Origin of the sequence: Pseudomonas sp. B16120 (assembly GCF_044218845.1) — a bacterium.
Lineage (GTDB): Bacteria > Pseudomonadota > Gammaproteobacteria > Pseudomonadales > Pseudomonadaceae > Aquipseudomonas > Aquipseudomonas paracarnis.
Window position 1 is genome coordinate 5148772 of sequence record NZ_CP162588.1, and the last position, 24628, is coordinate 5173399.

The 24628-nt window shown below is 60.0% G+C and carries 27 protein-coding genes and 1 pseudogene; 13 read left to right on the plus strand and 15 right to left on the minus strand.

The window, feature by feature from the left end; translation table 11 throughout:
- The first annotated feature begins 3 nt into the window (after positions 1–3).
- Genes folM through AB4P90_RS24095 form a run of 5 tightly spaced genes read left to right on the plus strand, consistent with a single transcriptional unit; the run spans position 4 to position 2312 of the window.
- A complete protein-coding gene (gene folM, locus AB4P90_RS24075; RefSeq protein WP_133634300.1) occupies positions 4–714 on the plus strand; it encodes a dihydromonapterin reductase in 711 nt (236 codons plus the stop codon).
- Between the two features lie 20 nt (positions 715–734).
- A complete protein-coding gene (gene folE / locus AB4P90_RS24080) occupies positions 735–1295 on the plus strand; it encodes a GTP cyclohydrolase I FolE (protein ID WP_003194072.1) in 561 nt (186 codons plus the stop codon).
- A 2-nt stretch (positions 1296–1297) separates the two neighbouring features.
- Entirely contained in the window at positions 1298–1669 is a 372-nt protein-coding gene (gene folX / locus AB4P90_RS24085; protein ID WP_003194073.1) for a dihydroneopterin triphosphate 2'-epimerase, read from the plus strand.
- Positions 1670–1684: 15 nt separating this feature from the next.
- Complete coding sequence (locus tag AB4P90_RS24090) at positions 1685–1981, plus strand: DUF1244 domain-containing protein (protein WP_014719882.1); 297 nt, start codon at positions 1685–1687, stop codon at positions 1979–1981.
- Entirely contained in the window at positions 1974–2312 is a 339-nt protein-coding gene (locus AB4P90_RS24095; protein WP_014719883.1) for a HopJ type III effector protein, read from the plus strand. The genes AB4P90_RS24090 and AB4P90_RS24095 overlap by 8 nt, the downstream gene beginning before the upstream one ends.
- 170 nt (positions 2313–2482) lie before the next feature.
- On the opposite strand, the gene trxB is transcribed toward AB4P90_RS24095, so the two are convergent.
- On the minus strand, positions 2483–3445 hold the full coding sequence (gene trxB / locus AB4P90_RS24100) for a thioredoxin-disulfide reductase (RefSeq protein WP_003194076.1): 963 nt from the start codon (positions 3443–3445) through the stop codon (positions 2483–2485).
- 293 nt (positions 3446–3738) lie between these two features.
- On the opposite strand from trxB, the gene cysZ reads away from it, so the two are divergent.
- Both cysZ and AB4P90_RS24110 read left to right on the plus strand, forming a co-directional pair.
- Complete coding sequence (cysZ, locus tag AB4P90_RS24105) at positions 3739–4503, plus strand: sulfate transporter CysZ (protein WP_019817478.1); 765 nt, start codon at positions 3739–3741, stop codon at positions 4501–4503.
- Between the two features lie 54 nt (positions 4504–4557).
- On the plus strand, positions 4558–5736 hold the full coding sequence (locus AB4P90_RS24110; RefSeq protein ID WP_019817477.1) for a glycosyltransferase family 1 protein: 1179 nt from the start codon (positions 4558–4560) through the stop codon (positions 5734–5736).
- Positions 5737–6115: 379 nt separating this feature from the next.
- Here AB4P90_RS24110 and AB4P90_RS24115 read toward each other — a convergent pair whose 3' ends face one another.
- The 7 genes from AB4P90_RS24115 to rplU form a co-directional block, all read right to left on the minus strand.
- Complete coding sequence (locus AB4P90_RS24115) at positions 6116–7219, minus strand: NADH:flavin oxidoreductase (RefSeq protein ID WP_014719887.1); 1104 nt, start codon at positions 7217–7219, stop codon at positions 6116–6118.
- Between the two features lie 116 nt (positions 7220–7335).
- On the minus strand, positions 7336–7818 hold the full coding sequence (locus AB4P90_RS24120; protein WP_014719888.1) for a glutathione peroxidase: 483 nt from the start codon (positions 7816–7818) through the stop codon (positions 7336–7338).
- A 102-nt stretch (positions 7819–7920) separates the two neighbouring features.
- Positions 7921–8385: a CreA family protein gene (locus tag AB4P90_RS24125; protein WP_014719889.1), complete on the minus strand. Its 465-nt coding sequence runs from the start codon at positions 8383–8385 to the stop codon at positions 7921–7923.
- 16 nt (positions 8386–8401) lie between these two features.
- Entirely contained in the window at positions 8402–9520 is a 1119-nt protein-coding gene (gene proB / locus AB4P90_RS24130) for a glutamate 5-kinase (protein WP_019817476.1), read from the minus strand.
- 109 nt (positions 9521–9629) lie between these two features.
- A complete protein-coding gene (cgtA, locus tag AB4P90_RS24135) occupies positions 9630–10853 on the minus strand; it encodes an Obg family GTPase CgtA (protein ID WP_003194084.1) in 1224 nt (407 codons plus the stop codon).
- Positions 10854–11045: 192 nt separating this feature from the next.
- The gene (gene rpmA / locus AB4P90_RS24140; protein WP_003176049.1) at positions 11046–11303 is read right to left on the minus strand and encodes a 50S ribosomal protein L27; all 258 of its coding nucleotides are present in this window, start codon (positions 11301–11303) and stop codon (positions 11046–11048) included.
- Positions 11304–11337: 34 nt separating this feature from the next.
- Entirely contained in the window at positions 11338–11652 is a 315-nt protein-coding gene (gene rplU / locus AB4P90_RS24145) for a 50S ribosomal protein L21 (RefSeq protein WP_007950961.1), read from the minus strand.
- Between the two features lie 239 nt (positions 11653–11891).
- Between rplU and AB4P90_RS24150 the strand changes: the two genes are divergently transcribed.
- The 3 genes from AB4P90_RS24150 (at position 11892) to AB4P90_RS24160 (ending at position 13790) form a co-directional block, all read left to right on the plus strand.
- Complete coding sequence (locus AB4P90_RS24150; protein ID WP_014719891.1) at positions 11892–12860, plus strand: polyprenyl synthetase family protein; 969 nt, start codon at positions 11892–11894, stop codon at positions 12858–12860.
- A gap of 170 nt (positions 12861–13030) precedes the next feature.
- Positions 13031–13372, plus strand: a complete 342-nt coding sequence (locus AB4P90_RS24155) for a zinc ribbon domain-containing protein YjdM (RefSeq protein WP_014719892.1) — start codon at positions 13031–13033, stop codon at positions 13370–13372.
- Between the two features lie 160 nt (positions 13373–13532).
- Positions 13533–13790: a hypothetical protein gene (locus tag AB4P90_RS24160; RefSeq protein ID WP_005791321.1), complete on the plus strand. Its 258-nt coding sequence runs from the start codon at positions 13533–13535 to the stop codon at positions 13788–13790.
- 60 nt (positions 13791–13850) lie between these two features.
- Here the strand turns inward: AB4P90_RS24160 and AB4P90_RS24165 are convergent, their stop codons facing one another.
- Positions 13851–14468 carry an FKBP-type peptidyl-prolyl cis-trans isomerase gene (locus AB4P90_RS24165; RefSeq protein ID WP_014719893.1) on the minus strand — a complete coding sequence of 206 codons (618 nt, stop codon included), beginning with the start codon at positions 14466–14468 and terminating at the stop codon, positions 13851–13853.
- Positions 14469–14858: 390 nt separating this feature from the next.
- Between AB4P90_RS24165 and AB4P90_RS24170 the strand changes: the two are divergent.
- A pseudogene (locus tag AB4P90_RS24170) lies at positions 14859–15740 on the plus strand (methyl-accepting chemotaxis protein); the annotation flags it as partial.
- Positions 15741–15938: 198 nt separating this feature from the next.
- Positions 15939–16643 carry a methyl-accepting chemotaxis protein gene (locus AB4P90_RS24175; RefSeq protein WP_370874670.1) on the plus strand — a complete coding sequence of 235 codons (705 nt, stop codon included), beginning with the start codon at positions 15939–15941 and terminating at the stop codon, positions 16641–16643.
- 640 nt (positions 16644–17283) lie between these two features.
- Here the strand turns inward: AB4P90_RS24175 and AB4P90_RS24180 are convergent.
- From AB4P90_RS24180 to AB4P90_RS24195, 4 genes are read right to left on the minus strand one after another with little or no spacing between them, the layout of a single operon-like run.
- The gene (locus AB4P90_RS24180) at positions 17284–17652 is read right to left on the minus strand and encodes a glyoxalase superfamily protein (RefSeq protein ID WP_014719894.1); all 369 of its coding nucleotides are present in this window, start codon (positions 17650–17652) and stop codon (positions 17284–17286) included.
- Between the two features lie 29 nt (positions 17653–17681).
- The gene (locus tag AB4P90_RS24185; RefSeq protein ID WP_395605422.1) at positions 17682–19145 is read right to left on the minus strand and encodes an amidohydrolase family protein; all 1464 of its coding nucleotides are present in this window, start codon (positions 19143–19145) and stop codon (positions 17682–17684) included.
- Position 19146: 1 nt separating this feature from the next.
- Positions 19147–20007: a MurR/RpiR family transcriptional regulator gene (locus AB4P90_RS24190; RefSeq protein WP_014719896.1), complete on the minus strand. Its 861-nt coding sequence runs from the start codon at positions 20005–20007 to the stop codon at positions 19147–19149.
- A 25-nt stretch (positions 20008–20032) separates the two neighbouring features.
- Positions 20033–21436 (minus strand): gluconate:H+ symporter, encoded by a 1404-nt coding sequence (locus AB4P90_RS24195; protein ID WP_020302507.1) that lies wholly within the window; start codon positions 21434–21436, stop codon positions 20033–20035.
- Between the two features lie 189 nt (positions 21437–21625).
- Here AB4P90_RS24195 and AB4P90_RS24200 point away from each other — a divergent pair, with 189 nt between their 5' ends.
- Complete coding sequence (locus AB4P90_RS24200; protein ID WP_014719898.1) at positions 21626–22000, plus strand: lysozyme inhibitor LprI family protein; 375 nt, start codon at positions 21626–21628, stop codon at positions 21998–22000.
- 29 nt (positions 22001–22029) lie between these two features.
- On the opposite strand, the gene AB4P90_RS24205 is transcribed toward AB4P90_RS24200, so the two are convergent.
- Entirely contained in the window at positions 22030–23475 is a 1446-nt protein-coding gene (locus tag AB4P90_RS24205) for a SulP family inorganic anion transporter (RefSeq protein WP_020302509.1), read from the minus strand.
- Positions 23476–23674: 199 nt separating this feature from the next.
- Positions 23675–24568, minus strand: coding sequence for an NAD-dependent epimerase/dehydratase family protein (locus AB4P90_RS24210; protein ID WP_102665970.1), 894 nt, complete (start codon positions 24566–24568; stop codon positions 23675–23677).
- Between the last annotated feature and the right edge of the window lie 60 nt (positions 24569–24628).

The window sequence follows — 24628 nt, forward strand, 5'->3', positions numbered from 1 at the left end:
CCCATGAATGCAACCAACGCTCCGATCCTGATCACCGGTGCCGGCCAGCGTGTCGGCCTGCATTGTGCCGAGCGCCTGTTGGATGAAGGCCAAGCGGTGATGTTCAGCTACCGCAGCGAACGCCCCGGCGTGCAGGCGCTGCGTGAGCGCGGTGCCATCGGCGTGTTTGCCGATTTCTCCAGCGAAGCCGGAGTGCTGGCTTTCATTGCCGCAGTCAAAACCCATACTCAAAGCCTGCGAGCAATCATCCACAACGCTTCAGCCTGGGTCGCCGAAACCCCGGGCGACGAAAGCCGTGCCTTTATCGACATGTTCAGCGTGCACATGCTTGCGCCGTACCTGATCAACCTGCATTGTTCACCTTTGCTGCAACGCTCGACACCCGCCGATATCGTGCATATCAGCGACGACGTGGTGCGCAAGGGCAGCCGGCAGCACATCGCCTATTGCGCCACCAAGGCCGGGCTGGACAGCCTCACGTTATCGTTTGCCGCACAGTTCGCGCCGCTGATCAAGGTCAACGGCATCGCACCGGCGATGGTGATGTTCAACGAAGGCGATGACGCGGCCTATCGCGCCAAAGTCCTGGCCAAGTCGGCCCTAGGCATCGAGCCCGGACCCGAGGTGATCTACCAGAGCGTGCGTTACCTGCTGGACAACCCCTATGTCACCGGTACCACCCTGACCGTCAACGGCGGGCGGCATATCAAGTAAGCCGTTTGCGAGGATGTTGTATGACCTTATCCCTGCCCCACCATTACCGCGAGATCCTCAAGGGCCTGGGCGAAGACCCGCAGCGCGAGGGCCTGCTCGACACGCCCAAGCGTGCCGCCAAGGCCATGCAGTACCTGTGTCATGGCTATGAGCAGAACCTGGAAGAAATCGTCAACGGCGCACTGTTCGCGTCCGACAATGACGAGATGGTGATCCTCAAGGATATCGAGTTGTATTCGTTGTGCGAGCATCACCTGCTGCCCTTCATCGGCAAGGCCCATGTGGCCTATATTCCGACCGGCAAGGTGCTGGGCCTGTCAAAACTGGCGCGCATTGTCGACATGTTCGCCCGGCGCCTGCAGATCCAGGAAAACCTCACGCGGCAAATCGCCGACGCCATCCAGGACGTGACCCAGGCCGCCGGCGTGGCGGTGGTGATCGAAGCCAAGCACATGTGCATGATGATGCGCGGCGTGGAGAAACAGAATTCAACCATGAACACCTCGGTGATGCTCGGCGCCTTTCGCGAGTCGAACACCACCCGCATGGAGTTCCTGCAACTGATTGGACGGAGCAAGTAGCAATGCCACAACTTCAACCAGGCATGGCGCGTATCCGGGTCAAGGACCTGTGCCTGCGCACCTTTATCGGCATCAACGAGGACGAAATCCTCAACAAACAGGATGTGCTGATCAACCTGACCATCCTGTATGCCGCCCAGGAAGCCGTGCGTGACAACGACATCGACCACGCCCTGAACTACCGCACCATCACCAAGGCCATCATCGCTCACGTCGAAGGCAATCGCTTTGCCCTGCTGGAGCGCCTGACCCAGGAACTGCTGGACCTGGTGATGAGCAACGAATCGGTGCTGTACGCCGAAGTCGAAGTGGACAAGCCCCACGCGCTGCGCTTTGCCGAGTCGGTTTCGATCACTCTGGCCGCCAGCCGCTGATACCAAGTGAGCCCTATGAACGACCAACAACGCCTCGAACTCGAAGCCGCCGCCTTTCGCCGATTGGTGGCCCACCTGGACAGCCGCAAGGATGTGCAGAATATCGACCTGATGAACCTCGCCGGCTTCTGCCGCAACTGCCTGTCCAAGTGGTACAAGGCCGAGGCCGACGAACGCCAGATCGAGGTCAGCCTCGATGAGGCCCGTGAAGTGGTGTACGGCATGCCGTACGCCGAGTGGAAAGCCCAATACCAGCAAGAAGCCAACGCCGACCAACAGGCCGCGTTTGCCAAAGGAAAGCCTCATGACTGATTTGAACACCCTGCGCGCCAGCCTCAACAGTGGCGAACACCTCTTTGCCGACACCCTGGCGTTCGTCGCGGCCGGTTACAACTACCAGCCGCAAGCTTTCACCAACGGCGGTGTGGAAAACGCTGCCGGACAGAACGAAGGTTCGTGCAAGACCCTGGGTTTGGCGCTGCTGGAAGGGTTGAGTGATAAGGAAGCACTGCTAGCGTTTGGTGAGCATTATCGGTCGGTGGTGGCGACGCCTGAGGGCAGTGACCATGGCAATATCCGAGCGTTGATTGCCCATGGGCTGGCCGCAGTGAAGTTTGCTGAACAGCCTCTGACTCGCCGCTGATTTAATAATCAACCCCGCTCAATGTAGGAACCGGGCTTGCCCGCGAGGGCGGTGGTGACTATCACACCGCTATCGCAGGCAAGCCAGCTCCCACATTTGTTTTGCGGTGTCTCGGCTAGATCGCAGGCATAAAAAAACCGGCTTTCGCCGGTTTTTTCAATTTCACAGGTTTAGAACGAAGCGTCCTTCAAACCGTCGAGGTAACGCTCGGCATCCAGGGCCGCCATGCAACCGGCGCCGGCCGAGGTGATGGCCTGGCGGTAGACGTGGTCTGCCACGTCGCCGGCAGCGAAGATACCTTCGATGTTGGTCGCGGTCGCATTGCCTTCACGGCCACCTTGCACCACCAGGTACCCGTCTTTGGCTTCCAGCACGCCTTCGAACAGCGAGGTGTTCGGGGTGTGGCCGATGGCGATGAACACACCGTCGACTTTCAGCTCGTCGAAGCTGCCGTCGTTGTTTTTCAGACGGGCACCGGTCACACCCATGTTGTCGCCCAGGACTTCATCCAGGGTGGCGTTGAGCTTGAGGATGATCTTGCCTTCGGCGACACGGGCGTGCAGCTTGTCGATCAGGATCTTCTCGGCGCGGAAGGTCTCGCGGCGGTGAACCAGGGTCACGGTGCTGGCGATGTTGGCCAGGTACAGCGCCTCTTCCACGGCAGTGTTGCCACCGCCGACCACGGCAACCGGCTTGTTGCGGTAGAAGAAACCATCGCAGGTGGCGCAGGCCGAAACGCCCTTGCCCATGAACGCTTCTTCCGACGGCAGGCCCAGGTAACGAGCACTGGCGCCGGTGGCGATGATCAGCGCATCGCAGGTGTACACACCGCTGTCACCGGTCAGGCTGTAAGGCTTTTTCGAGAAGTCGACCTTGTTGATATGGTCGAAGACGATCTCGGTTTCAAAGCGCTCGGCGTGCTCTTTCATCCGCTCCATCAGCACCGGGCCGGTCAAGCCGTGGACATCGCCAGGCCAGTTGTCGACTTCAGTAGTGGTGGTCAACTGACCGCCCGCCTGCATGCCGGTGATCAGCAGCGGCTTGAGATTGGCCCGGGCAGCGTAGACAGCGGCGCTGTAACCGGCAGGGCCGGAACCGAGAATAATCACTCGGGAATGACGGGTATCAGACATGACTCACTCCTACCGACCGCCCAGACCACAGGGCGGCGGGAATAAAAAAGGACGGCGAAGCACTTGGGGAAGGCTTTGACTCGCCAGGTCCTGAAAATAATGGGTGCAGCGTATCGAGGGGGGCAAGATTAAGGAAATACGCATTAACAATCCAGCTCATAGGTGTTCTCTATGCGCGCAATTAAGTTAATCGACACCTTTGTAACCCTGGATGTCGCCTACCTGCCCGCGCTTTCACAACAGGTGCAAAGCCGGTAAGGTCGGCGCGTTCGCCATTTTGCTCGGAGTATTCCATGCCCGCCCCTGCTCTTTCCGGCCCGCAATACCTGCGTGAAGGCCTCAAACTGGTGTTGAGCCCTGGCCTGCGCCTGTTCGTGTTGCTGCCGTTGGCGATCAACCTGGTGCTGTTCGTCGGGTTGATCTATTTCGCCGGCCATCAGTTCAGCCTGTGGGTCGATAGCTTGATGCCGACGCTGCCCCACTGGCTAGGCTTTTTGAATTACCTGTTGTGGCCGCTGTTTGTTGTGCTGGTGGTGCTGATGGTGTTTTTCACGTTCACCATGCTCGCCAATATCATCGCCGCGCCGTTCAACGGGTTTCTCGCCGAGAAGGTCGAGGTCGTGGTACGTGGCACCGACGACTTCCCGCCGTTCAGTTGGGCCGAACTGGCCGCCATGGTCCCACGCACCCTGGCGCGGGAGATGCGCAAGCTGGGTTACTTCCTGCCACGTGCCATCGGCCTGTTTATCCTGTCGTTCATCCCCGTGGTCAACCTGATCGCGGCGCCGTTGTGGCTGCTGTTTGGCGTCTGGATGATGGCGATCCAGTACATCGACTACCCGGCCGATAACCATAAGCTGGGCTGGAACGAGATGCTCGCATGGCTGCGCCAGAAACGCTGGCAGAGCATGAGTTTTGGCGGCATTGTCTACCTGGTACTGCTGGTGCCGGTGGTCAACCTGTTGATGATGCCAGCGGCGGTGGCCGGCGCAACGTTGTTCTGGGTGCGTGAGCAAGGCGCCGAGGCGATGGCGCAGCAAGCGGTGGCCAAGTCATAAATCCATCATCGCACTGACACAATGGCGACATGGCCCACGCCGACACTGTGGGTCATGACGACAGCCTCGCTTCACATCACCCTCATTACCGAAACCTTCCCGCCGGAAATCAACGGGGTGGCCAATACCCTTGGCCGCCTGTGCGAGGGTTTGCGCTCACGCGGCCATCAGGTCGAACTGGTGCGCCCACGTCAGAACACCGATAAGAGCCGATCAAGTGACGATCAACTGCTGCTGTGCCGCGGCTGGCCATTACCCGGTTACCCAGGGCTGCAATGGGGCCAATCGTCGATGCGAAAACTGCTCCGACGCTGGAGCCGGCAGCGCCCGGATGTGTTGTATATCGCCACCGAAGGGCCGCTGGGATTATCCGCTTTGCGGGCGGCTCGGCGGTTGGGAATCAGCGTCGTCAGCGGCTTTCATACCAACTTTCAGCAGTATTCGAACCAGTACGGCTTGAGCCTGCTCAGTCGCGTGGTCACCCATTACCTGCGCTGGTTTCACAACCGCTCGAGCCTGACCCTGGTACCGAGCGCCAGTCAGCGTCTGGAACTGGAGCGTCGGCATTTTGAGCGCTTGGGGATGTTGGCCAGAGGCGTCGACAGCCAACTGTTCCACCCCGCCAAACGCGACAGCACTCTGCGCGAACGCTGGGCATTGAATAATGAGCAAATCGCAGTACTGCATGTAGGACGACTGGCTCAGGAAAAGAACCTGGGACTGCTCAAGCGCTGTTTCGAGACCTTGCAAGACAGATACCCACTGCGTCAGATGAAACTGATCATCGTGGGTGATGGGCCGCAACGAGCCATGCTGGAGAAAGACCTTCCCGACGCCATTTTCTGCGGTGCCTTGCGCGGTGAAGAACTGGCTCGTCATTACGCATCCGGCGATGTGTTCCTGTTCCCCAGCCTGACCGAAACATTCGGTAATGTGGTTTTGGAGGCCATGGCTTCAGGACTGGGAGTTGTGGCCTACGACCAGGCAGCCGCCACCCAGCATATTCGTCATGGCTATAACGGGGTGCTGGCGATGCCGGGGGATGAAAATGCGTTTTGCGATGCCGCCAATTGGCTGCTGGAGGACGCAGAAGGTTTACGCCGTATGCGCCTCAATGCCCGTCAACACGCAAGCCGCCAAGGCTGGCCAGCGATTGTCGAGCAATTCGAGCATCAGTTACGTGGGGTGTGCGGGGAGAGTTTTGACCTTCCAACGCAACCTTACGTGCGCTGAACAATCGGTCAATGATCAAACGCATGGCGAGCCTGCTACCGGCCACTCAAGTTTTGCCTGGTATTTAAACCGGGAACCAACGGTTGCGTAACGCCAATCATAGAGACCTGCCGATCAAGCAGGCCCTTTGAATATGGAGATAATGAACAATGCCAATTTATGGAATGGGTGTACGCAATGGCGTCAACATGCCAACCGCAGAGTGGACACGCCAGCAACAATGGCTGGATCAATCCCGTGCAGAACCGCCAACCTACGGCCAGCCTGGGCACAAAGATGGGCTCAAGACTGATCATCACAAAGAGCTGAATAAGCGGCCAGAGTATTAATCACTAAAGCAACAGAACTCCCTGTGCCCCATCACAGGGAGTCCGAGTCCTTACACTAAGGTCGTCAACGCCTCACGACTGAAGGGCAGGATGTCGCCTTCACGCCCTTCGCGCACCTTCACCGCCCAATCCGGGTCCACCAGCAATGCACGGCCCACTGCCACGAGGTCGAACTCATCGTTGTTCAGGCGCTCCAGCAGTTTCTCCAGGCTGGCAGGCTGGGCGACTTTGTCGGTGTTGACCATGAACTGCAGGAACTCGCCATCCAGGCCCACGCTGCCCACCGTGATGGTTGGCTTGCCGGTGAGCTGACGCGTCCAGCCGGCCAGGTTGAGGTCCGAGCCTTCAAATTCCGGCTCCCAGAAACGACGGGTGGAACAGTGGAAAATATCCACGCCAGCGTCAGACAATGGCTTGAGGAACTCACCCAACGCTTCAGGGCTTTGTACCAGGCGCGCGGTGTAGTCCTGCTGCTTCCACTGGGAGAAACGCAAGATGATCGGAAAATCCGGGCCGACAGCGGCGCGGGTCGCCTGGATCAGTTCGATGGCAAAGCGCGAGCGGTTGGCCAGGCTGCCACCGTATTCGTCGGTGCGCTGGTTGCTGCCTTCCCAGAAAAACTGGTCGACGAGGTAGCCGTGGGCACCGTGGATTTCCACGCCGTCCATGCCGATCGCCTGGGCATCCTTGGCCGCTTGGGCGAAGGCGTTGATCACCTGCGTGATGTCCTGTTTGGTCATGCCGTGCACAACGACATTGCCGTCCTTGAGCTTTTCCATCGGGCCATAAGCCGGCACGCTGGCGTCAGGTTCAGTGCCGATACGGCGCACACTGCCCACATGCCACAGTTGCGGGACAATCTTGCCGCCTTCGGCGTGGACTGCATCGACCACTTTCTTCCAGCCGGCCAAGGCGGCTTCACCGTAAAAATGCGGCACGTTGGGGTAGCCGTTGGAGGCTGGGTGCCCGACCACGGTGCCTTCAGTGATGATCAAGCCCACACCGGCAGCGGCACGGCGACGGTAGTACTCAATGACTTTCGAGTTGGGTACGCCACCTGGGGAGAACGAGCGGGTCATGGGCGCCATGACCACGCGGGTCGACAATTGCAATGCACCGAGCTGGAAGGGTTTGAACAAGGCTTGGACGGGCATGGAGCGCTCCACGGCTAAGAAATTTATGACGTGGATAATATGGAGAGCAGAGCGTCTCTCAAAGCACTATTGATCTAAATGATTAAGGTATAGAAGCGCCCGAATACCTGTAGGCGTCAACTCAGGGCTTTTTCGATGGCCTGGATGATGGAGGGATCTTCTGGGGGCGTACGGGGCGAGAAACGCGCAAGTACCCGGCCATCCTTACCCAACAGGAATTTCTCGAAGTTCCAGGTGATATCCCCAGGAAACTCAGCGCCCTCGCCCGCCAGCAAGCGGTACAGCTGGTGCCGATCAGGGCCGTTGACCTCGATCTTGCTGCCCAGTGGAAAGGTCACGCCGTAGTTCAGGCTGCAGAACTGCTGAATCTCCTGCTCGGTGCCGGGCTCCTGGCCTGCAAACTGGTTGCATGGCAAGCCGAGCACTGTGAACCCTTGGTCCCTGTACTGCTGGTAGAGGTTTTCCAGCGCCGCGTATTGCGGGGTCAAACCACATTTGGACGCCACATTCACCACCAGCACGACTTGGCCCTTGAAAGGCGCCAGCGGTAGCGCTTGTCCGTCCAAGGCTTTGAGTTTCAGATCGTGGAAAGCACTCATGACGAACTCCAGATATCCCATGTTCTTTGCATTGCAGCCCTTCGGAGCTTACAACCCGAAAGGCTGCAATCATAGACGCCGGTGACGAAACTCGCCTGCAGGTTACTGAGCGGTCGGCCAGGGCAAAATCGGGATCGCCGTCACCGCATTCTGCGGGCTGCCTTCGATCAAGCGGTCGCTGTAGACCAGATACACCAGGGTGTTGCGCTTCTTGTCGAGGAAACGCACCACCTGCATGGTCTTGAACACCAGCGAGGTGCGCTCCTTGAACACTTCGTCGCCGTCCTTGAGTTCACCCTTGAAGTGGATCGGGCCCACCTGGCGGCAAGCGATCGAGGCCTCGGCACGGTCTTCGGCCAGACCCAGCCCGCCCTTTACCCCGCCGGTCTTGGCGCGGGACAAGTAGCACGTCACGCCATCGACCTTGGGGTCGTCAAACGCTTCAACCACAATCCGGTCGTTGGGGCCGACGAACTTGAACACTGTCGACACCTGGCCGACTTCTTCGGCCGAAGCCAGCAGCGGCATGGCCAACAGCAGGCCGAGCAATCCCTTTATCACGCGCATCGTGTATTTCCTATGGTTAAACCAGGATCAGGTTGTCGCGGTGAACCAGTTCCGGTTCCGCCATATAACCCAAGAGTCCGACAATGGCGTCGGAGGATTGTCCAATAATCTTCTGTGCTTCCAGAGCGCTGTAGTTGGCCAGGCCGCGCGCTATCTCACGACCGTCTGGCGCAACGCACACCACCATCTCGCCACGGCGGAAGCTGCCCTGTACCAACTTCACACCCACCGGCAGCAGGCTCTTGTTGCCCTGGGACAAGGCCGATACGGCTCCCGCGTCCAACACCAAGGTGCCACGGGTTTGCAGATGCCCGGCCAGCCACTGCTTGCGCGCGGCCAACATGCCGCGCTCCGGCGACAGCAGCGTACCAATGCGCTCACCGGCCTTGAGGCGATCCAGCACGCGCTCCAGGCGCCCGCCGACGATGATGGTGTGGGCACCGGAACGCGCGGCCAGGCGAGCGGCGCGCAGTTTGGTCTGCATGCCACCGCGGCCCAGGGCACCGCCGACACTGCCGGCGACCGCATCCAGCGCCGGGTCGTCGGCGCGGGCTTCGTAGATAAGCTGGGCATCGGGGTTGTTACGCGGGTCGGCGTCGAACATGCCATCGCGGTCGGTGAGGATCACCAACAGGTCGGCCTCTACCAGGTTAGCCACCAGGGCGGCCAGGGTGTCGTTGTCACCGAAGCGGATTTCGTCGGTGACCACGGTGTCGTTCTCGTTGATGACCGGGATGACCTTGAGCTCCACCAGCGCGCGCAAGGTGCTGCGGGCGTTGAGGTAGCGCTTGCGGTCGGACAGGTCGTCGTGGGTCAGCAGCACCTGCGCCGTGTGGCGACCGTGCTCGGCAAAGCTGGACTCCCAGGCTTGCACCAGGCCCATCTGGCCGATGGCGGCAGCGGCTTGCAGTTCGTGCATCGCGCTGGGTCGCGCGGTCCAGCCGAGACGGCTCATCCCGGCGGCAACCGCTCCGGACGACACCAATACCAACTCAACGCCTGCTTCATGCAAGGCCACCATCTGCTCGACCCAGACGCTCATGGCTGCGCGGTCCAGACCCTTGCCATCCGCCGTCAACAGCGCACTGCCGATTTTCACGACCCAGCGCTGCGCACCTGTCACTTTGCTCCGCATCATCTTCAACCTTAGAGTGAGGGCCGCGCGACCCAGCGCTGCCCATAACGTTATACCCGGATACCAAAACGCCGCTCCAGGGAGCGGCGTTCAAGTTTATCGCAACGGATCAGTCACGCACGTAAATGATTTCCGGGCCATCTTCATCATCCACGTCTTCTTCGTCCCAATCATCGTCGCCGATGTCGTGGACTGACTTCACGCCGCTGCGGCGCAGGGCGCGCTGGTCGTCCAGGGCCTGCAACTGGGCACGGGCTTCGTCTTCGATCTGCTGGTCGAGTTCGGCGAGTTCGGCCTTGTACACCGGGTCGGCCGCCAGGCGGTCGGCACGGTCTTCCAGGTAACGCATGATGTCGCGGGTCAGGCGCTCGGTGCCTTCTTTGGCGATGGCCGAGATGACGTAGACCGGGCCTTCCCACTCCAGGCGATCAACGATCTCCTTGACGCGCTCTTCGTGCTCTTCTTCAAGGATCTGGTCGCACTTGTTCAGTACCAACCAGCGATCGCGCTCGGCCAGGGCCGGGCTGAACTTGGTCAGTTCGCTGACGATGACTTCGGCGGCATCGGCGGCACTGGTGTCATCCAGCGGTGCCATGTCGACGAGGTGCAGCAGCAAACGGGTACGGGACAAGTGCTTGAGGAAGCGAATACCCAGGCCCGCGCCGTCGGAAGCGCCTTCGATCAAGCCAGGAATGTCGGCGACTACGAAGCTTTTCCAGCGGTCTACGCTGACCACGCCCAGGTTTGGCACCAGGGTCGTGAACGGGTAGTCGGCCACTTTCGGCTTGGCGGCCGATACCGAACGAATGAAGGTACTTTTACCCGCGTTCGGCAGGCCCAGCAGGCCCACGTCCGCCAGTACTTTCATTTCCAGCTTCAGGTCGCGCTGCTCGCCCGGCTTGCCCGGCGTGGTCTGGCGTGGTGCACGGTTGGTACTGGACTTGAATCGGGTGTTACCCAAACCGTGCCAGCCGCCCTGCACAACCATCAGTTTCTGGCCGGCCTTGGTCAGGTCGCCAATCACTTCCTGGGTCGCGGAGTCGATGATCGTGGTGCCGACCGGTACGCGCAGTACCAGGTCTTCACCTTTTTTACCGGTGCAGTCGGTGCTGCCGCCGTTGGAGCCACGCTCGGCATCGAAGTGCCGGGTGTAACGGTAGTCGACCAGGGTGTTGAGGTTTTCGTCGGCCATCATGTAGATGGAACCGCCGTCACCGCCGTCACCGCCGTTCGGGCCACCGTTTTCGATGAATTTTTCGCGACGGAAACTCATGCAACCGTTACCGCCGTCGCCTGCTTTTACTCGGATGGAAACTTCATCAACGAACTTCATAACAAAACGCCTCTCGCCGCATGGACGAGCTTAAGAAACCAAGACATAAGACTCTTGCAAAAATGAGCGCAGCGACCTCAATCAGCGACCGCAAACCAGCGCCTGAGCTCATCACAGACAGCTTTGCAAGAGACTCACTCCACAAACGAAAAAGCCCCGTCGCAAGACAGGGCTTTTCCAGCGATCTCGCAATTAAGCTGCGACAACGCTCACGTAACGGCGGTTGAACGCGCCCTTTACTTCGAACTTGATCACGCCTTCGATTTTAGCGAAGAGGGTGTGATCTTTACCCATGCCAACACCGTAACCGGCGTGGAATTGGGTGCCGCGCTGACGCACGATGATGTTGCCCGGAATGATTTTCTGGCCGCCATACATCTTCACGCCAAGGCGTTTGGCTTCTGAGTCGCGACCGTTACGGGTACTACCACCAGCTTTTTTGTGTGCCATGAGTCAATTCTCCTAGTGAGGAATTAGGCTGAAATTAAGCCTGAATACCGGTGATTTTGATCTCGGTGTACCACTGGCGGTGGCCCATACGCTTCATGTGGTGCTTACGACGACGGAACTTGATGATGCGGACTTTATCGTGACGACCTTGGGAGATCACTTCAGCCACAACGGTAGCGCCAGCAACAACTGGAGCGCCGATGTTCACGTCATCGCCATTGGCGACCAACAGAACGCGATCAAAAGTAACGGATTCGCCAGTAGCGACTTCCAGTTTCTCGATCTTCAGGTATTCACCTGGGGCGACTTTGTATTGCTTGCCACCAGTAACAATTACTGCGTACGACATGGTATTTCTCCGATAATCCTGCTCACCCAGCGCTTTATAAGAAGAGGTATTGGCTGGCATGGCTGCATGGGATGGACGTCCCGAATGCAATTGCGTAAGGCAGGTGCTGCCCAGGAAGTTCAGGGTGCGCGATTGTACGCAAGCTATGGGAGGCTTGCAAGGGGCCGTCTATCGCGCCTTGACACCCGGGGGTCAGGGTCCTAGCATGCCGCGCAACCCTTCTGGAGCGACTGTCGCTGATGCAACCCCAAGCTTTCTACCGCGCGGTCGCGGACGATTTTAGCGCCGTCGACGGCATCATCAAACAGCAGCTGACGTCTAAAGTGCCGCTGGTCTCCAAAATTGGCGACTATATTACGTCGGCGGGCGGCAAACGCCTGCGTCCTTTATTAGTGTTGCTGTGCGGCAAGGCCCTGGGCCGCCAAGGCGATGACCTGCGCCTGCTGGCCGCCACGATCGAATTCCTGCACACCGCCACCTTGCTGCATGACGACGTGGTCGACATGTCCGGCATGCGCCGTGGTCGCGAGACTGCAAACGCGATGTGGGGCAATGCGCCCAGCGTGTTGGTGGGCGACTTCCTGTATTCGCGCTCGTTCGAAATGATGGTCGAGCTGGGCTCGATGCCGGTGATGAAGATTCTTTCACAGGCCACGCGCATCATCGCCGAAGGCGAAGTGTTGCAGCTGTCCAAGGTGCGCGACGCCAGCACCACCGAAGAAACCTATATGGAAGTAATTCGCGGCAAAACCGCGATGCTCTTCGAAGCCTCTACCCACAGTGCTGCCGCGCTGTGTGGCGCCACCGCCGAACAGGCCGAAGCCCTGCGTACCTTTGGTGATCACCTGGGCGTGGCGTTCCAACTGGTGGATGACCTGCTCGACTACAAGGGCGACGCCGAAACCCTGGGCAAGAACGTCGGTGACGACCTGGCCGAGGGCAAGCCGACCTTGCCGCTGATCTACACCATGCGCGAAGGCACGCCGGAACAGGCCGCCCTGGTGCGCAAGGCGATCCAGAAAGGCGGGATCGAAGACCTGGAAGCCATCCGTGCCGCTGTAGAAGCTTCGGGTTCCCTGGAGTACACGGCGCAACTGGCGCGTGACTACGTGGCGCGAGCGATCACCTGCCTGCAAGCGCTGCCGGCCAGTGAATACCGGGATGCCCTGGTTGAGCTGAGTGAGTTTGCGGTCGCCCGTACTCACTGATTCCGCGCTGTTTAATGTGGGAGCTGGCTTGCCTGCGATGACTGGAGTGAACTCACTGCCGCTATCGCAGGCAAGCCAGCTCCCACATTAGGACGAGTCCAACCCCATCCGCGTTTAAAACCCTATATAATGTGCGACTTTTAGCCATCCCTGACTTTCTAGGAGCTTTAGTGAGCACGTTGCCTCCCTGCCCGAAATGCAATTCCGAATACACCTACGAAGACGGCGCCCAGCTGATCTGCCCGGAATGCGCCCATGAATGGTCCGCCACTGGCGAGGCCGAAGTGGCTGGTGATGAAACCGTGAAGAAAGACGCTGTGGGCAATGTCCTGCAGGACGGCGACACCATCACCGTGATCAAGGACCTCAAGGTCAAGGGCACTTCCCTGGTGGTCAAGGTCGGCACCAAGGTCAAGAACATCCGCCTGTGCGACGGCGACCACGATATCGACTGCAAGATCGACGGGATCGGCCCGATGAAACTCAAGTCCGAGTTCGTACGCAAAGTCTGATCCTGCTGCATTCCATCCCGCGCCCGCCGCGGGATGGCGTTTCGCCCTCTGCGTTGATCGAACGCAATACCCACACAGAAAAACCCAGAAACTGCCAATAGACGCTTGCTATTCTACGAATAAGAATTATTCTCATTGAAACCCATCAAGGAGAACGACCATGACTTATTTGATAGATGCCTGGCTGGATCGCCCCCACCCTTACCTGCGAATCCTGCATCGGGAAACCGGTGAAGTCTGTGCGGTGCTTGAAGAAGAAGCGCTGAACGAGCTGCAGGACCAGGGCGATCTGGACGTCAATGGCCTGAGTTCCAGTGAGCCTGGGGTGCTGAAGGAGGTGGTAAGGAATCTGTTTCTGTTCTGCTATGCACGAGCGTTGCGCCCGGCGACCGACTTGAATGGCAAGTTCCATCCATGAAGAAACTGGCAAATGCCTGTTGGGGCGAACGCGTTCGTCCCAACAGGTAATCAGCAGGTCTTACAGAACGTCGAGCAGCTCGACGTCGAATACCAGAACGCTGTGCGGCGGGATGCTGCCAACGCCTTGAGCGCCGTAAGCCAGTTCGCTCGGCACGTACAGGCGCCATTTGCTGCCGGCATTCATCAGTTGCAGGGCTTCGGTCCAGCCGGCGATCACGCCACCCACCGGGAATTCCGCAGGTTGGCCGCGCTCGTAGGAGCTGTCGAACACAGTGCCGTCGATCAGGGTGCCGTGGTAGTGAGTGCGCACTTGGTCTTCACGGGTCGGCTTCGCGCCGGTACCGGCGGTCAGCACTTCAAATTGCAGGCCGGAAGCCAGGGTCGTGATGCCATCACGCTTGGCGTTTTCTGCCAGGAAAGCCAGGCCAGCGCCCGCAGCAGCTTCAGCCTTGGCAGCGGCTTCGGCTTGCATGATTTCGCGGATCACTTTGAAGCTGGCTGCCATTTGCTCTTGGTCAACACGGCTTGGCTGGCCTGCAAACGCGTCGGTCAGACCGGCCAGGATTGCGTCCAGGCTCACGCCCGGTGGCGGGTTGTCGCGCAGTTGGTCGCCCAACTGACGGCCGATACCGTAGCTGACGCGGGTTTCGTCGGTGGACAGATTAACTTCGGACATGAAGAGGCTCCGCTGTAGGACAACACGGTTTCCCGCGCTGCCCAGAACTAAAAGGGCCCGCAGACTAGCACACAAGAGCGGCCCATGATCAGCCCCACCCCGGCATCGCCTTAGCGTGCCGATGACCCTTCGTCGCCCGGCAATAAAAGTATTTCAGAATTGCCCCTTGCCGCCGATACAGCCCTACACATCTTGGCTGGCTCAAACAACAACACACCGTCCAGCAGACAGACATCACTCTTCAAGGAGCTTTCGATGAACAGCTGGTTCGGTAACATCAGCGTCAATCTCAAACTCGGCCTGGGCTTCGGCCTGGTGTTGGTCCTCACTTCAGTCCTGGCGCTCACGGGCTGGACCAGCCTCGGCGGCTTGATCGACCGTAGCAATTGGATGAGCGATATCACCCAGCTCAACGCCTCGCTGACCAAGCTGCGCATCGTGCGCTTGCAATACATGCTGGCCAATGGCGACGAAGCCGTGGCGCAGAACGTACAGACCAGCCTCGATGCCTTCGCCGCTCAGCAACAGAAGCTGCTGGATAGCTTCAAGAGCCCGGAAAACCTCAAGCTGCTCAATGACCAGAAAGCCGTCATTACCGCCTACCGCCAGTCCTTGAACAAAATGCGCGAGGCCTACCGCAATGGCAACGCTGCGCGCGACGTCATGGGCGCCAAGGCCGATATCGCCAACGCGCAAATCAATGCGCTGCAAACCAGTGTGCAACAGGCGCCGGATAGCCCGGAACGCTTCACGCAATTTCTGGCCGTGACCCAAGCCAAGAATGAGTTCCAGCAAGCTCGCTACGAAGTGCGCGGCTATACCAATAGTCCCAACGCAGAAACCGAAGCCCGCGCTGCGGCGCAACTGGAAAAAGCCGTCGCCGGTTTGAAGGACCTCAGCGCGGCGTTCGGTACCGGTCAGCAAAGCGCATTGTCGGCCCTGGAAACCGCCCTCGGTGCCTACCGCAGCGCCGTGCAGAGCTACAAGGCAGCCAACGCCAACATCGTCACCGCCCGCGCCGAAATGACCACCCAGGGCGCCGATATCGTGACCATCAGCGACAAGCTGTACGACATTCAACTGGAACGTCGCGACGCTGAAAGCACCCAGGCCCGCAGCCTGCAATTGATCAGCACCTTGCTGGCTTTGCTGGTTGGCGTAATTGCCGCCTGGGTCATCACCCGACAGATCACCCGCCCGATCCAGGACACCCTGGCGGTGGTAGAGCGCATCGCTTCGGGCGACTTGAGCCACAACATCCAGGTAACCCGTCGTGATGAGCTGGGCGTGCTGCAACAAGGCATCCAGCGCATGGGCACGACCCTGCGCGAGTTGATCAGCGGCATCCGCGATGGCGTCACTCAGATCGCCAGCGCCGCCGAAGAGTTGTCAGCGGTGACCGAGCAGACCAGCGCCGGCGTGAACAGCCAGAAGATCGAGACCGATCAGGTCGCTACCGCCATGCATGAAATGACGGCCACTGTGCAAGAAGTCGCGCGCAATGCCGAGCAGGCTTCCCAAGCCGCTTCCGACGCCGACGGCCAAGCCCGCGAAGGCGATAAAGTGGTGGCTGAAGCCATCGCCCAGATCGAACGCCTGGCGGCCGAAGTGGCGCGCTCCACCGACGCCATGACGCACCTGCAACAAGAGAGCAACAAGATCGGCAGCGTGATGGACGTGATCAAGGCCGTGGCCGAACAGACCAACCTGCTGGCCCTGAACGCCGCGATTGAAGCCGCGCGTGCCGGTGAGGCCGGGCGTGGCTTCGCGGTGGTCGCCGACGAAGTACGCGGCCTGGCCCAGCGTACACAGAAATCCACCGAGGAAATCGAAGGCCTGGTTGCCGGCTTGCAGAACGGCACCCAACAAGTGGCCAGCGTGATGAACAACAGCCGCAGCCTGACCGACAGCAGCGTCGAACTGACGCGCAAGGCCGGGGTATCCCTGGAAAACATCACCCGCACCGTGTCGAATATCCAGTCGATGAACCAGCAGATTGCAGCGGCCGCCGAACAGCAAAGCGCCGTGGCGGAAGAGATCAGCCGCAGTATCGTGAATGTGCGGGATGTGTCCGAGCAGACCGCGACTGCCAGTGATGAGACGGCCAAGTCGAGTGTGGAACTGGCTCGATTGGGTAGCCAGTTACAGCAGATGGTCAGTCATTTCCGGGTTTAAAAAACCAAAAAAAGCCGCCTCAATTTAAGCCGAGGCGGCTCCACTTCTCAGACCTTATTGGTCATCAAAGCTGTCCCGCAGGAATGTCCACACGTGATAAACACGTAAAGCATTCACTACGAGGTTCCACGTACGTCGTGCAAACTTAGACATACTCGGCCCTCCTAGAGTTGGGCCTTACCTCCAGCGCACTTACCGGAACACGTGAGCCTTTGGACGCGGGTCAATGCGTCCTTTGAGGTGGCCGGGCTAGTGGGCCTTCCGCATCAATCCGGCACGGATTACTAGCCCGTGGCGGTCAGTCCAGAATTCGCGCGCGTACCCGGCCCCCCAAAAGCGACAAACGCAGACCGGGGAAGATCCTAACCAACATTCCCGTCTAAGGTGTGTCTAACAGTGGTCAAATATCCAGTATCGCCGATAGATTCATTGCAAGCTTTTGCAGTCAAAATCAGGCAAGAGAAGATGCCTAAAGGATCCATGCCGGCCATCGTTCCGTCTTGCGTGACGACGTGACCGGCAGTTAGTATCCACCTGCGGGTCAATGCGTCCTTTGAGATAGCAAACCCCAGCCACTCACTGGGTTTGCAATAAAAAACCGCCCTACTAAGGCGGTTTTTTTTTGCCTGCCATTTACCCTTCAGACCTCGCTGTCCTCGACAAACACCAGCCGATTCCCAAACGGGTCACGGATACTCATCTCCCGCGAACCCCAGGGCGTGTCCTCAACCCCAGGCTTGGCATATCGGTACTCTTTGCCCAGCAACTGCTGCTGATACGCATCGACCCCTTGGGCCTGAATTCGCACCGCCGCCCCCGGTGAAGCATCACCATGATGCTCGGACAAATGCAGCACGCATTCCCCCAGCGAGACCTGAAGGTACAACGGGAAGTTCGCCTCGAAACGATGCTGCCAATCGACCTTGAACCCCAGGAAGTCGACGTAGAATTCCAAGGCTTTGACCTCGTCGAAAATCCGCAGAATGGGGACGACTTTTCCTAAGTGCATGGCGACAGCTCCGTATAAAAGAAGCCCCACTATAGAGCCGTAAACCCACCACGCAAATCCCCGCTACGCGCCAGGAACCGGCCTGCTCTCGCGCCGTTCGCCTGCCCATCGCGATAGCTCAATACGCCATTGACCCACACGCCATCAATCCCTTCAGCTGCGCGCTGCGGTGCGGTGAAATCCGCCACATCCCGCACCCGCAGGGGGTCGAACAACACCAGGTCAGCCCAGTAGCCTTCACGGATCTCGCCACGCTCGGCCAGCCCAAAGCGCGCCGCCGACAAGCCGGTCATCTTGTGCACCGCCGTGTGCAAAGGGAACAAGCCGACATCCCGACTGAAATGCCCGAGTACACGTGGGAAGGCCCCCCACAAGCGGGGATGAGGAAACGGGTCTTCAGGCAAGCCGTCCGAGCCCACCATCGACAACGGATGCGCAAGGATGCGCCGAACGTCGGCTTCATCCATCCCGTAATACACCGCCCCTGCCGGCTGTAAACGGCGAGCGGCCTCCAACAGCGAAACGTTCCACTCGCCAGCGATGTCCTGCAAATCGCGCCCGCCCATGTGCGGGTGCGGTGTCGACCAGGTGATGGTGATGCGAAACGCGTCGGTGACCTGTTTGAGGTCCAGGGTCGAGGAACTGGCAGCATAGGGATAGCAATCACAGCCCACCGGATAATTTTCCGCTGCAGCTTGCAGAGCCGCCAACAACTGCGGACTGCGCCCCCAATTACCGGCACCCGCGCATTTAAGGTGGGAAATAATCACCGGCACCCTGGCATGTCGGCCGATCAGAAACGCCTCATCCATTGCCTCCAGTACCGGCTCGAACTCGCTGCGCAAATGCGTGGTGTACACCGCACCGTAGGCCGTCAGTTCTTCAACAAGCTGCAACACCTCATCAGTCTCGGCGTTGAATGCGCTGGCGTAGGCCAGGCCTGTGGATAACCCAAGGGCACCGGCCTCCAGGCTCTCTTGCAACTGCACGCGCATGGCCGCGATTTCATAGGGCGTGGCGGTGCGATGCAGGTCATCCATATGGTTGCTGCGCAGCGCCGTGTGGCCGATCAGGGCGGCAACGTTCACTGCCGGATCGGCGCCTTGCACTGCGTTGCGATAATCGCTGAACCGCGGATAACAGAACTGCTCACGCTTGCCCAATAAGTTCATTGGGTCCGGCGGGTCGCTGCGCAAACTCACCGGCGAGGCGCTGATGCCACAGTTGCCGACAATCACCGTGGTCACGCCTTGGCTGAGCTTGGGCAGCATCTGCGGCTGGCGGATCACCACCGTGTCATCGTGGGTGTGCACGTCGATAAAACCCGGCGCCAATACGCGGCCATGGGCGTCGATGACTTGCTCGGCCCGGGCTGTGGACAAGTCGCCAATCGTGCGGATGCGCCCTGCGTGCACGCCCACATCGGCGACATACCCTGGGGTGTTACTGCCATCGATGATCAGCGCCTGGCGAATCAGCGTGTCGTACGTCATATCAGTCTCCAAGCGGCAGGCTGTCAGGGCCGCCGCGGTAATCATCCAGGGCCAGCTTGATCCGGCGCAGGCGTTCCTGGTTGTCGTCCGGCAGGGCCAGCGCCAGCTCGGTGGCGAGCAGGTCGATGGCCAGCAGCATGCCGTAGCGGGCGGCGGTGGGTTTGTAGATAAAACTGGTTTCCGCCGGTTGCAGCGGCAGCAGGACATCCGCCAATTCGGCCAGGGGAGAGTCCGCGAGGGTGATGGCAATGATCCGTGCGTCGTAGTTGCGCGCCAGTTTCACCACATCCAGTAATTCAGGTGTGCGGCCGGTGAGGGAACAGACAATCAAGGCATGTTGCGGGCCCAGGGTCGCGGCCGTGACGCGCATCATCACCGGGTCATGGCAGGCCGCAATCGGGTAGCCCAGACGCACCAGGCGCACCTGCAATTCATCGCTGCACAGGCTGGAGGGGCCGCCCATGCCGAACGCATGAATCATCCGCGCCTTGCCCAGCAAACTGACCGCATCGACAAAGCTGTGCTGGTTAAAACCTGACAAATGCTGGCGCAGCGTCGCTTCTATATCGCCCAGAATTTGCCGATGAAAGGCCGACTGTTCCGGCAACCCCGCCGGGTCCAGGAAGCGGCTGCCCACACCACTGGCCTGGGCCAGCTGCAGGCGCAAATCGCGCAAGTCACGGCAGCCAACGCTGCGGGCAAAACGCGACAAGGTCGCGGTGCTGACCTCGGCCCGCTGGGACAACGCCTCCAGGCTGGCCGAGGCGGCAAAGCCCACATCTTCAAGCATCAACTTGGCGATACGCCCTTCGCCGGCGCTGAACGAGTCCTGGCGGGCGCGGATCTGGTAGAGGATGTCCATGCAGGCTCCGGTTATAGAATCAGGCTCATAACACCAGGGACAAGCCGTAGGTCAGACCGAAGGCGACCAGCGAAATCAGGGTCTCCAGTACGGTCCAGGTCTTGAAGGTCTGGATGACCGTCATATTGAAGTATTCCTTGATCAGCCAGAAGCCGCCGTCGTTAACGTGGGAAAAGATCACCGAGCCCGCACCAGTCGCCAGCACCAGCAATTCAGGGTGTGGATAACCCAGGCCCAAGGCGACCGGCGCGACCACCCCGGACGCGGTGGTCATGGCCACCGTGGCCGAGCCGGTGGCGACGCGCATCAACGCGGCGAACAGCCAGCCCATCACCAGCGGCGACAACTGGAACGCATGAGCCAGGCCAAGGATTTCATGAGTAACACCAGCGTCCACCAGGATGCGATTCAACCCACCGCCCGCGCCCACCAGCAAGGTAATGCTGGCGGTCGGCGCCAGGCATTCGTTGGTGAACTTGAGGATCGACTCGCGGTTGAAGCCCTGGGCCAGGCCCAAGGTCCAGAAACTCACCAGGGTCGCCACCAACAGGGCGATCACCGAGTTGCCGATAAACAACAGGAACTGGTTGAAACCGCTGCCCGGCGTAGAAATCACGTTGGCCCAGCCGCCGATCATCATCAACACCACCGGCAACAGGATGGTGCCCATGGTCAGCGCAAAGCTGGGCAGGCGCGTACGCGGTTCACGCTCGATGAACTGACGCTCCAGCGGGTTTTGCGCCGGCAACTGAATGTGCGGCACGATGAACTTGGCGTAGACGGGCCCGGCAATGATCGCCGTGGGGATGCCAATCAAAATCGCATACAGCACCGTTTGCCCGACCGAGGCGTTATAGGCCAGCACCGCCATCATTGCCGCCGGGTGCGGCGGCACCAACGCATGCACCACCGACAGGCCAGCGACCATCGGCAGCCCGACCATCAGGATCGACACGCCCACGCGCCGCGCCACGGTAAAGGCAATCGGCACCAGCAACACAAAGCCGACTTCGAAAAACAGCGGCAGCCCCACCAGGAACGCGATACACACCATCGCCCAGTGGGCATTGCGCTCACCGAAGCGGTTGATCAGCGTGCGCGCCACCTGCTCGGCGCCACCGGACTCGGCCATCATCTTGCCGAGCATTGTACCCAGCGCCACCACCAGGGCGATATGCCCCAGGGTCTTGCCGACACCCGCCTCGTACGAACCCATGATGGTGTCCGCCGGCATTCCGGCCATCAGCGCCAGGCCGATGGACACCAGGGTAATCACGATAAAGGGGTTGAGTCGGTAGCGTGCAATCAGCACGATCAATGCAATGATGGCGATGGCAGCGTATGCCAACAGCCCGAAGCCCGGTGATGCGGCCATGCGGTACTCCTCGGAAAGGGTCACGTCGAATTGGTTGTGAAACTCATAAATCATTCCCGAGGAGCATTTTCAATTTTTATGAAAGTAATTTTCGCCCACGGATAAGCGCTGTCGCTTGGGGATATGCCCGACGTGGGTGGATGAAAATTCGGAGGGTGTTCTTACATGAAGATCAGTGAAGGCGGAAACTCAAACGCCGCCCTTGAGTCATAGACTGCGCATCCATTGCCCAGGAACCCGCTCATGATTCGCACCACAATTGCCGCCAGCGTCCTGCTCTTGTGCAGCAGCGCTTATGCCGCCGACAACCCTGCCTTGAAAAAATGCATGGACAGCGCCAATACCACCGCCGACATGGTCAATTGCAACGCCAGGCAAACCAAGGTGCAGGACGACCGCCTGAACCGTGCCTACAAAACCGCCCTCGCCGCCCAGGAAGGCCCGCGCAAACAGCAACTGCAAGACGTGCAGCGCCTGTGGATCAAATACCGCGACGCCAATTGCGCCTTCGCTGGCAGTGCCACCGGCGGCACCCTTGATCAGGTCAACGGCTCAGGCTGCGTGCTGGACATGACCCAGACCCGCGCCCAGGAGCTGGAAGACCTGGTCGGGCCGTAATAACAACCTCGCTCCTACAGAAGAAGGCGTCAGTCGTGATGAACCTTGGCGCGCTTGAGCAGTTTTTTGCAGCGCTCGGATAAATGCAGTACCCGCAGGTGCTTGCCAGCCTTGGTGTAGCGCTCGCGCAGGGTCATCAGGGCGGCAATCGCCGAATAGTCGACAAAGCTCAGGTGACGGCAATCCAGCGTGACCTGAGCAGGGTCGTTGGCCGGATCGAACTGATTCAAAAACGGCGTGGTTGAGGCAAAGAACAACGTGCCGTGCAGCCGATAGAGCTTGCTGCCATCGGCCTCCAGGTGTTCATCGGCGTACAGTTCCCGCGCCTGCTGCCAGGCGAAGTTCAGCGCGGCGATGACGATACCGCACAGCACCGCAGTGGCCAGGTCGGTGAACACCGTAATGATCGTCACCGCCATGATCACCAGCACGTCGTTGAGCGGCACCTTGTTGATCACCCGCAGCGACGCCCAGGCGAAGGTCTGTTGCGACACCACAAACATCACCCCCACCAGCGCCGCCAGCGGAATACGCTCGATCAGCGGTGACAGAAACAGAATGAACAGCAGGATCATCACCCCGGCAAACGCCCCGGAGAAACGCCCACGCCCGCCCGAGCTGAGGTTGATCACGGTTTGCCCGATCATCGCGCAACCACCCATGCCGCCAAACAGACCCGAGACCATATTCGCCGCGCCCAGGGCCACGCTTTCGCGGTCAGGATAACCACGGGTCTCAGTGATTTCGTCGGTGAGGTTGAGGGTCAGCAAGGTTTCCAACAGGCCAACCATCGCCATCAAAAACGCGTAGGGCGCGATGATGCCGAGGGTTTCCAGGGTCCAGGGAATCTGCGGCAGCGCGAAGGTCGGCAAGCCACCGGCGATGTGCGCCATATCCCCCAAGGTACGGGTCGGCAAACCGAGCAGGTACACCGCCAGGCCCACACCCAGAATCGCCACCAGCGCGGGCGGCACGGCACGGGTCAGGCGCGGCAGCAGGTACACAATGGCCATGGTGACTGCCACCAGCCCGGCCATCACGTACAGCGGCGTGCCGCTGAGCCAGGTTTCGCCGCTCTTGAAATGCTCCAATTGCGCCAGCGCAATGATGATCGCCAGGCCGTTGACGAAGCCGAGCATTACCGAATGCGGCACCATGCGCACCAGCTTGCCCAGGCGCAGCAGGCCGAAGACGACCATGATCAACCCGCCCAGCAGTACCGTCGCCAGCAGATATTCCACGCCGTGTTGCACCACCAGCGCAACGATCACCACCGCCATCGAACCGGCGGCGCCCGAGACCATGCCCGGGCGGCCGCCGAACAAGGCGGTGAGGGTGCAAATGATGAAAGCACCGTAGAGGCCCATCAGCGGGTTGAGGTGGGCCACCAGGGCAAAGGCGATGCATTCGGGCAGCAAGGCGAAAGACGTGGTGAGGCCGGCCAGGGCGTCGGCGCGCAGACGGGTGAGGTTCATGGAGTACCAGGGAATTGCGGGGGATAAGGCGGGGAATGGTACGGAATTGCGTCGGGTGGGGCTAGTGAAGTGTCAGCTCCGAGGTACCGAGTCGCCTCTTTCGCAGGCAAGCCAGCTCCCACATTTGATAGGGGTCACACCTTAAAAATGTGGGAGCCGGGCTTGCCCGCGATGGCCACGCCGCGGTGCTAAGCGAACATCAAATCATCTCGTTGCGAATCCACTCCACCACCGACGTACGCTTCGGCGCCCAGCCCAACAGTTCACGAGCGTGTTTACCGCGCACGCGGCTGTTGGAGCCCAACCCGTAATTGGCCATTTCATACCCCCACTCGGCCTCAGCCTCGGCCAATGGCCAATCCTGTGGTTTGCCCAGGTTCAGCGCTTGGGCAATCGCCGTGGTCATGTCGATGAATGCTGCTTCGCTGCTTTCCACGAAGTAGAAAGTACCCGGGACGTTTTTGGTCAGCGCCAGCAGATACAGGGCGACCACATCTTCAATATGCACGTTGGACCAGATGTTCTGCCCGCTGCCCACATGGCGCACTACCCCGCTTTTGCGCGCCTGCTTGAGCAAGCGCGGCAATTGCACGCTGTCACGCTTCACGCCCAGGCTGTGGCCGTAGATCAAGGTGTTGCAGATCACCGCCGAATTCACGCCGTCATTGGCCGCCGCGAGGATCAGGTTGTCGATGGCCACGCGGGCAGCCTTGTCGACGGTCGGCTCAGGCAGATTGCTTTCGAAGTAGATGACCTCACTGGCCTTGCCGCCCGACGCATCACCGACAATGCTCGACCCGCTGGTATGCAGGAACGGCTTGTTCGAGCCTTTCAAGGCGGCCAGCAAGGTTTCCACAGCGGCGCGATGGTCGCTGCTGGCAGCGTTGATCACCGCATCGGCCTTCTGTGCCTGCTCGGTCAATACGGCTGCGTCGTCGAGGGTGCCGATCACCGGCGTAATGCCCAGGGCGGTCATTTCGGCGGCTTGTTCGGCGCTGCGCACCAAGCCGGTGACGTCATGGCCAGCGTTGACCAGGCCGGTAGCGATGGAACCGCCGATAAACCCTGCTGCACCGGTAACGAATACATTCATGGAGGTTGCTCCTGACTGGGTAAGTGATGCGCCCAGTATCCAGCTCCCACTGCTGCCGAA

What these genes read in the sequence shown, in the direction of transcription:
- AB4P90_RS24115 (WP_014719887.1), bottom strand. Translation starts at nt 7,219, where the DNA reads ATGCCCGTCCAAGCCTTGTTCAAACCCTTCCAGCTCGGTGCATTGCAA.
- AB4P90_RS24090 (WP_014719882.1), top strand. Translation starts at nt 1,685, where the DNA reads ATGAACGACCAACAACGCCTCGAACTCGAAGCCGCCGCCTTTCGCCGA.
- AB4P90_RS24150 (WP_014719891.1), top strand. Translation starts at nt 11,892, where the DNA reads ATGCAACCCCAAGCTTTCTACCGCGCGGTCGCGGACGATTTTAGCGCC.
- trxB (WP_003194076.1), bottom strand. Translation starts at nt 3,445, where the DNA reads ATGTCTGATACCCGTCATTCCCGAGTGATTATTCTCGGTTCCGGCCCT.
- folM (WP_133634300.1), top strand. Translation starts at nt 4, where the DNA reads ATGAATGCAACCAACGCTCCGATCCTGATCACCGGTGCCGGCCAGCGT.
- folE (WP_003194072.1), top strand. Translation starts at nt 735, where the DNA reads ATGACCTTATCCCTGCCCCACCATTACCGCGAGATCCTCAAGGGCCTG.
- cgtA (WP_003194084.1), bottom strand. Translation starts at nt 10,853, where the DNA reads ATGAAGTTCGTTGATGAAGTTTCCATCCGAGTAAAAGCAGGCGACGGC.
- AB4P90_RS24110 (WP_019817477.1), top strand. Translation starts at nt 4,558, where the DNA reads ATGACGACAGCCTCGCTTCACATCACCCTCATTACCGAAACCTTCCCG.
- AB4P90_RS24125 (WP_014719889.1), bottom strand. Translation starts at nt 8,385, where the DNA reads ATGCGCGTGATAAAGGGATTGCTCGGCCTGCTGTTGGCCATGCCGCTG.
- folX (WP_003194073.1), top strand. Translation starts at nt 1,298, where the DNA reads ATGCCACAACTTCAACCAGGCATGGCGCGTATCCGGGTCAAGGACCTG.
- AB4P90_RS24190 (WP_014719896.1), bottom strand. Translation starts at nt 20,007, where the DNA reads ATGGACATCCTCTACCAGATCCGCGCCCGCCAGGACTCGTTCAGCGCC.
- AB4P90_RS24195 (WP_020302507.1), bottom strand. Translation starts at nt 21,436, where the DNA reads ATGATTTATGAGTTTCACAACCAATTCGACGTGACCCTTTCCGAGGAG.
- AB4P90_RS24160 (WP_005791321.1), top strand. Translation starts at nt 13,533, where the DNA reads ATGACTTATTTGATAGATGCCTGGCTGGATCGCCCCCACCCTTACCTG.
- AB4P90_RS24205 (WP_020302509.1), bottom strand. Translation starts at nt 23,475, where the DNA reads ATGAACCTCACCCGTCTGCGCGCCGACGCCCTGGCCGGCCTCACCACG.
- AB4P90_RS24120 (WP_014719888.1), bottom strand. Translation starts at nt 7,818, where the DNA reads ATGAGTGCTTTCCACGATCTGAAACTCAAAGCCTTGGACGGACAAGCG.
- AB4P90_RS24185 (WP_395605422.1), bottom strand. Translation starts at nt 19,145, where the DNA reads ATGACGTACGACACGCTGATTCGCCAGGCGCTGATCATCGATGGCAGT.
- rplU (WP_007950961.1), bottom strand. Translation starts at nt 11,652, where the DNA reads ATGTCGTACGCAGTAATTGTTACTGGTGGCAAGCAATACAAAGTCGCC.
- AB4P90_RS24095 (WP_014719883.1), top strand. Translation starts at nt 1,974, where the DNA reads ATGACTGATTTGAACACCCTGCGCGCCAGCCTCAACAGTGGCGAACAC.
- rpmA (WP_003176049.1), bottom strand. Translation starts at nt 11,303, where the DNA reads ATGGCACACAAAAAAGCTGGTGGTAGTACCCGTAACGGTCGCGACTCA.
- AB4P90_RS24200 (WP_014719898.1), top strand. Translation starts at nt 21,626, where the DNA reads ATGATTCGCACCACAATTGCCGCCAGCGTCCTGCTCTTGTGCAGCAGC.
- cysZ (WP_019817478.1), top strand. Translation starts at nt 3,739, where the DNA reads ATGCCCGCCCCTGCTCTTTCCGGCCCGCAATACCTGCGTGAAGGCCTC.
- AB4P90_RS24180 (WP_014719894.1), bottom strand. Translation starts at nt 17,652, where the DNA reads ATGCACTTAGGAAAAGTCGTCCCCATTCTGCGGATTTTCGACGAGGTC.
- AB4P90_RS24175 (WP_370874670.1), top strand. Translation starts at nt 15,939, where the DNA reads ATGACGGCCACTGTGCAAGAAGTCGCGCGCAATGCCGAGCAGGCTTCC.
- AB4P90_RS24165 (WP_014719893.1), bottom strand. Translation starts at nt 14,468, where the DNA reads ATGTCCGAAGTTAATCTGTCCACCGACGAAACCCGCGTCAGCTACGGT.
- proB (WP_019817476.1), bottom strand. Translation starts at nt 9,520, where the DNA reads ATGCGGAGCAAAGTGACAGGTGCGCAGCGCTGGGTCGTGAAAATCGGC.
- AB4P90_RS24210 (WP_102665970.1), bottom strand. Translation starts at nt 24,568, where the DNA reads ATGAATGTATTCGTTACCGGTGCAGCAGGGTTTATCGGCGGTTCCATC.